Annotated in this window: 10 protein-coding genes, 1 tRNA gene and 1 pseudogene; 6 read left to right on the top strand and 6 right to left on the bottom strand. The window is 42.7% G+C overall.

Annotated elements, in window-relative coordinates:
• Positions 1 to 483: 483 nt before the first annotated feature.
• Positions 484 to 1,209 (bottom strand): annotated as a pseudogene (lptB, locus tag F7R58_RS04335) (LPS export ABC transporter ATP-binding protein); the annotation flags it as partial.
• A gap of 122 nt (positions 1,210 to 1,331) precedes the next feature.
• Here lptB and F7R58_RS04330 point away from each other — a divergent pair.
• A complete protein-coding gene (locus tag F7R58_RS04330) occupies positions 1,332 to 1,661 on the top strand; it encodes a TM2 domain-containing protein (RefSeq protein ID WP_158063719.1) in 330 nt (109 codons plus the stop codon).
• A gap of 963 nt (positions 1,662 to 2,624) precedes the next feature.
• Here F7R58_RS04330 and hemB read toward each other — a convergent pair.
• Positions 2,625 to 3,617 carry a porphobilinogen synthase gene (gene hemB, locus F7R58_RS04325; protein ID WP_187695260.1) on the bottom strand — a complete coding sequence of 331 codons (993 nt, stop codon included), beginning with the start codon at positions 3,615 to 3,617 and terminating at the stop codon, positions 2,625 to 2,627.
• 115 nt (positions 3,618 to 3,732) lie between these two features.
• Between hemB and F7R58_RS04320 the strand changes: the two genes are divergently transcribed.
• The 4 genes from F7R58_RS04320 (at position 3,733) to F7R58_RS04305 (ending at position 4,990) form a co-directional block, all read left to right on the top strand.
• Positions 3,733 to 4,077: a T9SS type A sorting domain-containing protein gene (locus tag F7R58_RS04320; protein WP_158063718.1), complete on the top strand. Its 345-nt coding sequence runs from the start codon at positions 3,733 to 3,735 to the stop codon at positions 4,075 to 4,077.
• Between the two features lie 69 nt (positions 4,078 to 4,146).
• Entirely contained in the window at positions 4,147 to 4,545 is a 399-nt protein-coding gene (locus tag F7R58_RS04315; protein ID WP_158063717.1) for a VOC family protein, read from the top strand.
• Positions 4,546 to 4,549: 4 nt separating this feature from the next.
• Positions 4,550 to 4,897 (top strand): DUF2116 family Zn-ribbon domain-containing protein, encoded by a 348-nt coding sequence (locus F7R58_RS04310; RefSeq protein WP_158063716.1) that lies wholly within the window; start codon positions 4,550 to 4,552, stop codon positions 4,895 to 4,897.
• 19 nt (positions 4,898 to 4,916) lie between these two features.
• Positions 4,917 to 4,990: transfer RNA gene (locus F7R58_RS04305), tRNA-Pro, on the top strand.
• 95 nt (positions 4,991 to 5,085) lie between these two features.
• Here F7R58_RS04305 and F7R58_RS04300 read toward each other — a convergent pair.
• Entirely contained in the window at positions 5,086 to 5,922 is an 837-nt protein-coding gene (locus tag F7R58_RS04300; RefSeq protein ID WP_158063715.1) for a S1 RNA-binding domain-containing protein, read from the bottom strand.
• Positions 5,923 to 5,985: 63 nt separating this feature from the next.
• Between F7R58_RS04300 and F7R58_RS04295 the strand changes: the two genes are divergently transcribed.
• Complete coding sequence (locus tag F7R58_RS04295; protein ID WP_158063714.1) at positions 5,986 to 6,183, top strand: KTSC domain-containing protein; 198 nt, start codon at positions 5,986 to 5,988, stop codon at positions 6,181 to 6,183.
• 53 nt (positions 6,184 to 6,236) lie between these two features.
• On the opposite strand, the gene F7R58_RS04290 is transcribed toward F7R58_RS04295, so the two are convergent.
• Genes F7R58_RS04290 through F7R58_RS04280 form a run of 3 tightly spaced genes read right to left on the bottom strand, consistent with a single transcriptional unit; the run spans position 6,237 to position 11,903 of the window.
• Positions 6,237 to 7,793 (bottom strand): DUF6850 family outer membrane beta-barrel protein, encoded by a 1,557-nt coding sequence (locus tag F7R58_RS04290; RefSeq protein WP_158063713.1) that lies wholly within the window; start codon positions 7,791 to 7,793, stop codon positions 6,237 to 6,239.
• Positions 7,790 to 9,148: a DUF4876 domain-containing protein gene (locus F7R58_RS04285; protein ID WP_158063712.1), complete on the bottom strand. Its 1,359-nt coding sequence runs from the start codon at positions 9,146 to 9,148 to the stop codon at positions 7,790 to 7,792. The genes F7R58_RS04290 and F7R58_RS04285 overlap by 4 nt, the downstream gene beginning before the upstream one ends.
• A 10-nt stretch (positions 9,149 to 9,158) precedes the next feature.
• Positions 9,159 to 11,903, bottom strand: a complete 2,745-nt coding sequence (locus tag F7R58_RS04280) for a TonB-dependent receptor domain-containing protein (RefSeq protein ID WP_158063711.1) — start codon at positions 11,901 to 11,903, stop codon at positions 9,159 to 9,161.
• Positions 11,904 to 12,128: the final 225 nt, after the last annotated feature.

Here is a 12,128-nt window from a genome sequence, read left to right as displayed (position 1 = left end):
AAACCGGTAAGGCGATATAAACGGTCTCAGCTGTTTATAAATGCTGATCAGGTTGGTGGTGCGGGCAAATGGTTTCGGCATCAATGTCAAAAAAGGTTTCAGAAAATTCCAAAACCTGAAATAAACAAAAATTTGACCAAAACAGTTTTAGTTTTTGTAGCTGTAGCTTGTCAGATAGTGCAGTTCGGGACGGCTGGCAGCGCTGGATTCAGCTTCTGCCATTTCCATTGAATAGCGGCTTGTTAGTTCCTTCTTCTGGAAAAGAAATGAATTGTTCGCATTTTTATCAACCACATTGTTGAAAATGTGTTCAATCTCTGAATTGGCCAGCGAAGCAAAACTCATATCTTCAAAGCCGTACATCAGCCTAAGATTGTCCAGTCCGGAAAAATTTTCATCAACAAAATCCCTGAACTGGTTTTTAGTATCAAAATTACCTGCCCAGATATTGTATACGTATGATTTGGTGTGTTCCTTATTCAGGATGTCCTGATATACAAAGTTCTCCCCCAGATAAGCCTCCCGAACCAGAGGATCATTTGCCAGATCATGCGGCAGACCTTCTTTCAGGATCTTACCTTCAAACATAATATAGGTTTTGTGGGTAATTGCAAGGGTTTGCTGCACATTGTGATCAGTAATCAGGATGCCTATGTTTTTGTCGACAAGGCTGCGGACTATTTTCTGGATATCCTCCACCGCAATGGGGTCCACTCCCGCAAATGGTTCATCCAATAGAATAAAGTTGGGACTTGTAGCCAGACAGCGGGCAATTTCGGTCCGGCGTCTTTCACCACCTGAAAGCAGGTCGCCACGGTTCTTGCGCACATGCTGGAGAGAAAACTCCTCAATAAGTTCGTCGCACTTCATCTGCTGTTCCCTTTTGGAAAGCTTGGTAAGCTGAAGAACTCCTAAGATATTCTCCTCCACAGAAAGTTTACGGAATACCGATGCTTCCTGCGCCAGGTAGCCAATACCCTTCTGTGCACGGCGGTACATCGCATCTGAAGTAATTTCCTTATCGTCCAGGTAGATTTTTCCGGAGGTTGGTTTCACCAGACCCACAATCATATAGAAAGAAGTTGTCTTTCCGGCACCGTTGGGACCTAAAAGCCCTACAATTTCACCTTGTGAAACCTGCACAGAAACGCCTTTCACCACCTTTTTCGGTCCGTACTCCTTAATTAAATTTTCTCCCCGTAAAATCATGCAGCAAATATAAATAAAAATGGTGCACGACTTCAGTAAGCACAAATTTTTGAATATATCGGCACAAGCCTTAAATATTTGTGCAGAAATTCAATATTATTGTTAATTTTAAATAAAAAACCATGGAAACCTACGGCTACAATAATCCCGATCCACAAAACAGAAATCCCAATTACCGCTCCGACAAGAAACTGGCCACAGGCATCTTCGCCATCATTTTGGGTGCTTTAGGCATCCACAAGTTCTATCTGGGTTATACAAGTGAAGGTATTACGCTGTTGCTTTCCACGCTCATTATCCTGCCACTGCTCACCATCATTACCTGCGGGATTGGGAGTGCCTTCTATCCTGTAGTTTTTATCGTACCTCTTATTGAAGGTATTATTTACCTTACGATGAGTGACGAGCAGTTTGACCGCACGTATGTTCAGGGAAGGAAACCCTGGTTCTAAGCTTAATTTTATTCAATTTGGACTTTGTCTGGACATTAGATATCAGAGGTTAGAGATTAGAAGTTAGAGATTAGAAGTTAGATTTATTCAGAAAATGAAGTGTAAAACTTCCCTGCAAGCTGAGAGAACCTACGTACACGCCGTGGTTAACCGCACACGAATAGTATACACACTGATTATATAGATATATTTAAAAAAAATACGGATACAAATCCGTCAAATTGTTATTTACAGTAGATTTCTGTCTATTGAGATTCCTGCGGAATGACAAAGAGGCTGTTTTCCTGATGTTGAGGTAAAAAGCGGACAATCCATTCAGATTTTGAATTTTAAACTGTGGATTTTGGATTTACTCAAATTAAAATAAGAATCTTCTCTCCGTGCACTTTGTGAAAACCTTTGTGGACTTTGTGGTTAAAGTATTTAGATTTCAGACATCAGATTTCAGACATCAGATTTCAGATGTTAGATTTATTCAAAAATATAGTATAAAAACCTCCGTGCCCGCTGAGAAAACCTCCGTACACGCCGTGGTTAGCGGCATAAAAGGCCAGTAAATAAAACCGCGACAGCGGCGAAATGTAAACTATTTATTTTGAATTAGTAACATATATCTATCGAAGTGGAAAATTTAACCAAAACTAAATATATGGGGATAATATCCCTACTGTTCTTTACTTTAAGCATTTTGAATTATTTCTTGGGCTATATGGGAATGGTCCAATGGCTTATACTTGATATTATAAATTTCGCGTTATTCGTTTTTTTACTTATTCATACAAGAGGAAAAATCAAAATTTCTTTAACAGTAACTATACTGATTATGATGCTATTAATAGTAATAAAAGACTGTTTTTTGATACAATCAGTGAATTCAATGTTTGAAGTAATGTGATTTCAACATATTCCAAATAAAAGAGGGCCTCCATAATTGAAGACCCCTCTGTAATTTGTGGTGAGAATTTATCCGTTCAGCAGGATGGCCGCTTCCTTGGCCGCATAGGTAAAGATCATATCGGCGCCGGCGCGCTTGATACAGGTTAAACTTTCAATAACCGCTTTGTCATTGTCCAGCCAGCCGTTCTGTGCCGCCGCCTTCAGCATGGCATATTCGCCGCTTACATTATAAACGGCAATCGGCAACTCAATGGTTTCGCGAACTTTGGCTACGATATCCAGATATGGCATACCCGGCTTAATCATAATGATATCGGCACCTTCGGCTACATCTTTCAATACTTCATCAATAGCTTCGCGCGAGTTATGAAAGTCCATCTGATAGGTTTTCTTGTCCTGCGGAATTTCCTGTGCATCCACGGGTGCTGAATCCAAAGCACTGCGGAACGGGCCATAAAAAGAACTGGCATATTTTGCTGAGTAGCTTAAAATGCCTACATCAGTAAAACCGCCTTCTTCCAAACCAGTACGTATAGCGGCCACCCTGCCATCCATCATATCACTGGGCGCAACAATGTCGGCACCGGCCTTGGCGTGAGAAACAGCCATTTTTGTAAGTGCTTCGTTGGTAGCGTCATTTTCAACCTTTCCGTTGGTTATAATACCGTCATGACCGTAAACCGAATATGGGTCCAGCGCTACATCGGGCATAACCACCATTCCGGGAACAGCATCCTTGATCGCTTTGATGGTATCCTGCATAAGTCCGCTGTCATTCCAGGATTCTTTTCCGGTATTGTCTTTCAGGTTCTCAGAAACCTTCATATAAAGGTTCACGCCTTTCACTCCCAATGAATACAGCTCGCGGCACTCCTTTACCGTTAAGTCCAGAGTCCTGCGGAATATTCCGGGCATAGAAGGAATAGCTTCCTGTTTGTTCTGGCCTTCCATTACAAAAACCGGCATTACCAGGTCGTTGGTAGTAAGGACAGTTTCCTGTACTAAACTGCGTATGGCGGCGCTCACTCTGAGACGTCGGTTCCGGGAATATATCATCATAATATAAATGTAAAAGTGGTATTCTTTTTGAAAGTACAAATTTACCAATAGTTAATGATAAAACTATTGCAGGTTAAAAGAAGTTTCTTATCTTCGTAAAGTATTGTATTAAAAAATGAAAAAACTTTTACTTATTATATTATTTTTTGGCCTTGGCTTCAGCTCCACTTTAACTGCTCAAAGCCGCGAACCCTTTGGCATCAGCCAGAAAAATGATGACGGAACTTTGGTGGCCTATCCTAATCCTACACGCGATATCCTGTTGGTGAAAGCAAAAGATCCAATGGTAAAAGTGAAGTCGGTTTCCTTTTATTCCATTCTTGGCACTCAGGTGGCAAGCTATAATGTGAATATGAATGCGGCGGAGATTAACCTTGGAAACCTGAGACCCGGCAAATATCTGATGAGATATACACTGAGCGACAATACTCAGAAAATTAAACAAATCATTAAGCAGTAAATACCACAACTTTACAGTATACTTATAAATATCCGTTTCCGAACGGATATTTTGCTATATTTGATTGTGATGAAAAGCTTTCAGAAAGTACATTCAATCCTGTACGTAACAGATCAAGCCACAAGCCGGGATTTTTACAGACAGATTCTTGGTTTGGAGCCTGTGTTGGATGTGCCCGGAATGACAGAGTTTCAGCTTTCTGATTTTTTCACCCTGGGCTTGATGCCCAACAGCAGCATAAACAAAATTCTTCACGGGAAAACACCCGACCCTGCAAGCGGAACAGGAATTCCGCGTTGTGAACTTTATCTTTATCTTGATGATATTGAAGCTGAATTTCAGAAAGCCGTTAATCTGAATGCTGAAATCGTAAGTGCACCTTCCGACCGCGACTGGGGAGACCGTGCATGTTATCTGGCTGATCCTGACGGTCACATTATTGCTTTCGCCAAAAAACTTAAAACTTAAGCACATGAACAACTGTCTGGAATGCAGCGAGCCCATACACGGCAGATCCGACAAGAAATTCTGTTCGGACGCGTGCCGTAATGCCTTTAACAATAAGCAGAATAAAGACGCATCGAATCTGATGCGCAATATCAATAATAAACTGCGAAAGAATCACCGGATTTTAGCTGATCAAAAGTTCACCGAAGGCAAAGCGAAAACCACCCGCAGTAAACTTTCAGCCGAAGGTTTTGATTTCGAATATTTTACAAATCTGAAAATATATAAAAACGGTGCAGAGTACCGTTTTGTCTATGATATTGGCTATAAATTCCTGGAAGAAGACTGGATTTTGCTGGTAAGAAAAGAATGATTACTTTTGCCCACGAATTCGGGATGTAGCGCAGCCTGGTAGCGTACTTGCATGGGGTGCAAGGGGTCGCTGGTTCGAATCCAGTCATCCCGACTGATAAAAAAGAGCAGTTCTTACCACTGCTCTTTTTCTGTTTATTGATTTTCCATTCCAGGCATAAAAAAGGACTGAAATCCAGTCCTGCGTGTCTATTCTCCTTCGTTAACCAAACGTATTTTATCTTCAAATATTTCTATCTTCTTGTCACGGTACAGGCCACCGATGGCTTTTTTGAAATTCTTCTTACTCATCTGGAGTTCCTGCTTAATTTCTTCCGGCTCGGATTTGTCTGAAAGATACAGAAGACCGTAATTGCTTTCCAGTTTTTCCAGGATCACCTGCTGGAATTCGTCTATATTATCATAACCTTCAGGCTGCAGGGAAACATCGATTTTTCCGTCCTCGCGAATGGTTTTAATATATCCCACCTCATCAGAAAGCGGAAAAAGCCGCTTATAAACATCGGAAGTATAAATTAGCCCTATGTATTTTTTGTTGATGATCACGTTCCAGCCCAGTTCGCTTTCGCCCATGATAATAAGATTCACCTTGTCTCCTTTGCGGAAGGGCAGATCTTCATACTGCGGATTCCTCTTAAACTTTGTGGTACCGGTTATCAGGCCCAGCTTTTCATCCACATATACATAAACGAGATATCGTTTACCTTCCAGGATTTTCAGCTTCTGCTGCTGATAGGGAATAAAAAGATCCTTGATGATGCCCCAATCCATAAATGCACCGCTGGGCAACGCCTGCACACATGTCATCACGGCAAACTCACCGATTTCTGCGGTCGGCTTTTCGGTAGTCGCCTTCAGTCTGTCGTCGTCCTGATATACGAAAACTTCCATGTCACTGCCAACTTCAGCATCTTCTGAAGCAAAAATCTTGGGAAGGAAAGCCCTTTCCCCGTTTTCGTCTTCCAGGAAAAGTCCGGAATAATTTTTCTCTGCAATTTTAAGAATTTGCGTTTGGCCGATTTTCATATATAAAATAATAAGCTGTAAAGGTATGAAATCTAAAGGAACAGATATTGCACCTGCCGGACTATGCCTTCTACCGTCATCAATAAATATTATTACAAACCCGAACTGCGGATCCTGACCATTGTCTATAATTCAGGCTCAGTTTATGATTATCTGGATGTTCCGCAGGAGGTTTTTGACGAATTCAGGGCGGCCTACTCCAAGGGAATCTTTCTGAACCGCGAAATCAAACCAAGATTTGCTTATCACAAACGGAGCTGAGCTCAAATTTCATCTCATTAAATCAGATCAACTTCGCATAATGGCTATATAGGCTAGTAGAACAAAGAAATTCCTGCATTAAAACGGAGGTTAGGCGTACCGGAATAATCGGTTTGATCCTGAAACTCACTGCTTAGCGCATATAGTGCCGCAAAACTGGTGAAAATCCTGAGGTTTGTTCTGGCAGTTAAAGGACGGTAAAAGTTCAGGGTAAGTTGCGGACCTAATTTAGTAGTTGATTCAAATGCGTGATCAGGCGCAATCACATTATTGAAGATCAGGTCACTGGAGGATGCCGCTGTATAATTCAGGCTTTGACAGAGGGGAATATAGGCTTCAGCGCCCGCTTCCAGGTTCAGTATAAATTCTGTTGAATGAAGGAGGTCGCGGTTTGCTGCAAACTGTAAATCAAAAGATTTGATGTACTTATAGGTAACTCCTAAAAGGTCTGTTGCGGAAAAATCTGAGTATGACGCGCTTGTATTTAAACCCAGAAGCACACGCTTCCGGTCCTTCCAGACCACCGCGTTGGAAAGTTCTGCCCGGTCCAGGGTCATACGGAAATTCTGACCCTGCTCCGGCACACTATAATTATCGCCGGTAATGCTCTTCAAATCTAAATTAGTAATAATATCTTTTTCAGCACCTCTCCGCAACCACTGCACTTGTGCATAGTAACTTTTTAGGCGGTATTTCATGTTTTCCAGACTTTCCTCGAAATAGACAGCTCCACCTGCATCTTTTGTAAATAAAGTCTCAATCGATTTTGAGTAGCCGGAATTAACAGTTATCAAATCATGCTCACCTTGGAAAGCATAACCGGCACCGTAACCTCGGTCAAAAGTTTTGTAAATGAAATCACTGTAAGACGGGAAATTAATTATCCGGCCATAACCCGCCGAAAATCGTACGAAAGTATCCGGAAACGAGGGTGCATTAATGTATTCGTTCACTGAAATTATATCGTGCTCTTCTGTCTTGCGGCCTAAATGTCCAAAAAATGAGATTTGATGTTTTCCCAAATTAAAACCAACAAAAGCTTTTCCTGAGTAATCGGCGGAGGAGATGCCGGGGCGGGGATCAGTATCCCGGAAGGAACTCCGGTTTCCGTAGTTTACAGTTGCGCCAAAATCAAAAGAAGAAAGCCTGTAACTTGCACCACCGGTTACTTTGTACTCCTGTGATTCCCAGTCACCGGCTTTTGGTACCAGCAGATAATTTGGATTTAGAATCATATTATTCTCCGTGCGCTGGGAAGTCAGGTTGTAGGCAAGTTCTTTTTCCTTTATGAAAGCGTAATTGAAACTGCCAAAAAGCCGGAGATTCTGATGAATGTTAAAGATACCGTCTGTTGCAAAGCCATATTCAGTGATTTGCCCGGCGGTTTGGGTACGTTTCAGATTGAGATCGCGGCTGCTAAGCATTAGGCTGGTTTCTGTAAAATCGGCCAGCGGTAAATCTGTGTATTGCACCGGATTTGTCTTCAGGTGATCAAACTGAGGCCTGTAAATCCGGTTCTGCATCAAATTCAGGCTGTCCTTCTCCTGTGCGGCTACAGCCAGATAGGACAGAATTAGACTTAGTGTTAATTCCGGTTTATATCTCATCATAGCGCAAAGCCACGCGGGTTGGCCATTGAAAGTTTAACAAAATCATTTGCGGAATTGTTGGTGTCTTCCAAAATACGGCGGCCATCCGGCAAAACCGTTTTTGTTTTCCTGATGACAGACTGGGAATTAAAGGCTGCATCCGTATTGATAAAGGAAGCATCAACCGCGGAACCGAGCATCTTTGGCCGTTGGGAATTGGGATTAAAGTGCTGCAGCTCTACCCCGTCTATTATTACAGAAACAGGAATCTGTTTATAGAATCTTGTATTGGTCCCAACAACAGCTACTGTAGGATCGGCATAATCGGGCAGCGCATCGAAATCATTCATCCTGAAAATAGCGAAACTGTCGCGGCCCAGATTATCGATCAGAAAGTCATTATTACTGTTCCAGTAGCCTGTTTTTCCCCAATAGGCGATTGTAAGATCTTTTACAGCCGGGTTCTGGAGGTCGTATTTATAAACCGTATCTCCGATGGAGAGTTTGAAATCACCCAGATAAGCTTCAAAATCTGCAGTGCTTAAATCAACAGTAAGTGATGGATTCAAAACAGTGACCGGAACACCGGTGTTATCTACCAGCGGCGCTTTATGGTTGGAGCCGTTCTGTGCAATTACGAGTGACTGCCCGGGTTGGAGTGGATACTGTGTTCCGCTGCCCGGAACCTGCAGTACATAATCCGCATATACATAATCTGTATTTGCAGAACTTCCGGCAGTCATACCCAGAGATTTGCTCCAGTCGAACTGACCGTTTGCAAGTGATGTCGCATTTACGGTCATATTGTTCTTGCCATATAACTGCGCGATGAAAAGGCCGTCGGCATAGATCACCTCATTGGAATTGTTATAGATCTCAATAAACTGATCCCGGAACGAGGCTCCCTGCGTTGCGTGGGATCCTGCATAATACACCTGCTTGATTACCAAATCGCCCAGCCGTGCAGATTTAATCTCAATTGATGTAGCAGTTACGTTCGCATTTACGATCACATTTTCCTGTACCCCATTAAAATGTACCTCAGGTACCGGTGAAGTGTATCCGAAAGCAGAAAGGAATTCTGCCGCAGGCATCGTTTTGGAGACGGTAACTTTATAGCTTCCCGGAATTACGGTTGCAAAAACCGCAGCACCGTTATCTCCGCTGGTTGCTGTATAGGTATCACCCGAACTGTTATTCACCAAGGTGACCACCGCGTTCTTGGACTGTTTATTGCCAAAGTAGCTGTCGTACCTTACCTGAACGGTAAAGGTTACCGGCACAAGGTTTCCGGAGCCACTGCCGGAGCCAAAATCATCACTCCTGCATGAAAACAGCATCAGTAAAAGGAAAATAATACTTATAATTTGCTTCATATTCACAAAATTAAAATTCGTACTCTATCTTGGCTCCGAAGGACAGATCCAGCAGGCCACCTTTTGGTCTTACTTTATATACTCCGGACTCAAAATAAGTTTCGGTTTGCTTTAGATCCAGGAAATTATTTGCGTAAAAGGAAAATTTAAATCCATTCCGGAAATCCTTGGATATTTTGAGATTCATATTGTGGTACACTTTATCCAGGCTGGTATTTACCTCATCTACATTTGCGGTTTTTATATGTGCAAACTGTGAAGGATCATCAATTTGCTGCTGAGTAAGCTCCACCATGTTTAAGTTGGTATCGATATAAGCATACAGCAGGCGCGGGTTACGCACAAACGCATCATCAACTATAAAATGCTGGGTGCGCAGCGTGACCAGGAGCCCGGCGCCCGGCAAATGGTAATTGAGGGCAGCCCCCACCATCATCTGGCGGTATTTACTTGTAAAAGAGCGGTACAGACCGTAGATTTCATCTTTGGTGAGGTCTGTAGACCTGAAATATTTATCGGTTCCGGAGTTGTTTGTGGTCTCTACATAACTTCCGTTAAGATTCAGTGAAAGGTTGTTTACCGGCAAACGGTTAAAGTTCATCATAAATTCCAAACCTTTATCGGTAGAGGTAAGCGCATTAACAATACGGTTCTGCAGAAAATAATAATCGTCATAACCCGTAATCTGAAAGGCAGGTGTATTGGTGCCGTCCGGCTGCACCGTAACTTGGGCTAAATCCCTTTTGGCTGCGAAACTTTCGTTCGTAAATCCGTCCTGCAGTTTGTTGTAATATGCCGTAACACTCACATTTCCGAAGGGTAAACGGTAATCCAATCCCACCTCTGTGCGGTTACTTCTGCTGGGCTTAAGGTCCTTGTTGTCCGAATAGTCTATGAAAGTCTGTACGATTCCGAAGTTGTAAACTCCGGGTACACGGACATCAGTCAAAATCATATCAAAATACCGCGGTCCCGTATAAATCATATTGATTCCGGGTGCTTTTGAAGCGATACCAAATCCACCACGAACCTTTAGATCTTTCCAAAGAAGATAAGAATTAAGCCTGGGCTGCAGAATGGTGGTTCCGGCCTGACGGTCCAGCCTGGCGCCCGCGTTCAGATTAAAAACAAATTCACCAAATTTCTTGAATATATTGTTTTCTGCAAAAAGAGAAAACTGATATTCCGGCCTGACATTTTCGCCGAAATTATACGGTCTGAAGGCCTGTCCACCACCCTGGAAGGTAGCAATAATGGTTTCGGGACTTCCCAAACGGCCCGCTCCCCGGTTGTCACTGCCGCGTGCCGAGATACCCACGAGGAAATTATGGATCCAGCCTTTTTCGGTTTTCAGATTCTTTTTTACATCGGCAGAAAAAAACATGGAGACCGGTTTACCTTCCACTTCCTTGGTCTGGCGGTATACTACGGGCGAATAAGTTCCCAGGTAAACGCCTTCAACCAAACTGGTTCCAACAACTTCCCCACCCGAATTGTAGATACTGGACTCATGGGTGTTCTGATAACCCTGTGAATAACTTGCGCTTACATTCAGGTTATCTGCCAGCGCCGTCTTTAGACGCCAGTTGAAACGGTTGGAGATCATGAAATCCCGTTTTCTGTTGTAAACGATTTTTTGGGTCTGGTCCTCGGCTTCAAAGTTGGCATCGTCCAGATTATTGCTGTAATTTACCGAAAGTGAATTGCTGATATTACGGTTTCGACCATAAACAGTCCATAACAAATTAGTTCCAAGACGCTGATAATTGTTGAATTTGGTACGCGGATCAGAATTGGAACTGAGGTAATTGAGATTTACATTCAGGAATCCTATCCGTTCGGTAAGTTTAAAACCTTTATTCAGGTTGTATTCCTGGGTACCTTCACGAACTGCCAGGTAAGCACGGTAAGGAGTGCTGCCGCTTTTTTGGTGAATGTGGACCAGGCCGGAAGTAAGGTCACCATAACGTGCTGAGGGAATACCCTGAACCACCTCCACACTTTCAATATTCTCAACAGGAATCTCCCGCAGGTCCGCGCCGAAATTGGTATTGGAGAAATATCCGTTATAACCGTTGGCAACCCCGAAACCAATAGTATTGGGTGAAAATACAGATCCCTGATACAGAAACGAGTTGGAGTTAGGAGCGTAATTTCCTACGTAGCTCTGCATATTTTCGTTGTTGGACACAGGTATACCGTCTACCACCACCGCAGTTCCGAAAGATTTATTACCGAAACCCTCCATTCCGTTTGCGGCGATCGCATTTGGATTCACCGAACGGAAAACAATGGGTTTAAATTCATTGAGCCTCAGGTCCTGAAGTTTCTGCCCGGGCAATTGCTCCAGCACATCGCTTATTGAAAATGCCTGAATGTTCTTCAGCGCTTCTTCCCTGATTTCAATTTCGGAGTAGTGTTTTTTCCTGGCTGTAAGTGTTACTTCTTTAATCCGGACTGAAGCTACCTGCATTTCCACTGTAATTTTCCCGGAAAAAGGCTGTAGGAAAGTTCGCTTTTCTTCCAACAGGCCAACGCGTGAGAAGACCACCGTCTCACCGCTGCTGTATTGTAATACGAAATTACCGGCATTGTCCGTCACCGTCCACACCCCTGTATTTTCAACCATCACCCGAACGCCACCAACTGGTTTGCGTGTATCGGCTTCCACTACCACTCCACTGAGTTGTGCGAATAAAGGGGTCGGTAATAAAAGTAACGGCAACACGAAAATGATAAACCTTACCACTGCCATCAAACTGATTTTTTAAATGATATTAAAATTCCTTTTGCTAAGTTTGACTGAAAACCCCGCAATGCTGTATCAAAATCTCTGGAGAGTATCAATGTCATAAACGCATATAAGTAATAGGAGAAGTTAGTCATTTGTTTCAGGTCTGTAAAGACGCTGCAAATGTAAAATAATTTCCCTTATTTTTAATAATTCTAAATAAAAATTTGAAACAAAAAAAAGAGGCAA

It is taken from the genome of Chryseobacterium sp. (assembly GCF_008831505.1).
Taxonomy (GTDB): domain Bacteria; phylum Bacteroidota; class Bacteroidia; order Flavobacteriales; family Weeksellaceae; genus Marnyiella.
Note: the sequence above shows the minus strand (reverse complement) of the source record. Positions and strands in the feature narration are given on the sequence as shown.

Bases quoted from the DNA above. Each gene is read 5' to 3' on its own strand.
- F7R58_RS04330 (WP_158063719.1), top strand. From the start codon at position 1,332: ATGGAAACCTACGGCTACAATAATCCCGATCCACAAAACAGAAATCCC.
- hemB (WP_187695260.1), bottom strand. From the start codon at position 3,617: ATGATGATATATTCCCGGAACCGACGTCTCAGAGTGAGCGCCGCCATA.
- F7R58_RS04320 (WP_158063718.1), top strand. From the start codon at position 3,733: ATGAAAAAACTTTTACTTATTATATTATTTTTTGGCCTTGGCTTCAGC.
- F7R58_RS04315 (WP_158063717.1), top strand. From the start codon at position 4,147: ATGAAAAGCTTTCAGAAAGTACATTCAATCCTGTACGTAACAGATCAA.
- F7R58_RS04310 (WP_158063716.1), top strand. From the start codon at position 4,550: ATGAACAACTGTCTGGAATGCAGCGAGCCCATACACGGCAGATCCGAC.
- F7R58_RS04300 (WP_158063715.1), bottom strand. From the start codon at position 5,922: ATGAAAATCGGCCAAACGCAAATTCTTAAAATTGCAGAGAAAAATTAT.
- F7R58_RS04295 (WP_158063714.1), top strand. From the start codon at position 5,986: ATGCCTTCTACCGTCATCAATAAATATTATTACAAACCCGAACTGCGG.
- F7R58_RS04290 (WP_158063713.1), bottom strand. From the start codon at position 7,793: ATGATGAGATATAAACCGGAATTAACACTAAGTCTAATTCTGTCCTAT.
- F7R58_RS04285 (WP_158063712.1), bottom strand. From the start codon at position 9,148: ATGAAGCAAATTATAAGTATTATTTTCCTTTTACTGATGCTGTTTTCA.
- F7R58_RS04280 (WP_158063711.1), bottom strand. From the start codon at position 11,903: ATGGCAGTGGTAAGGTTTATCATTTTCGTGTTGCCGTTACTTTTATTA.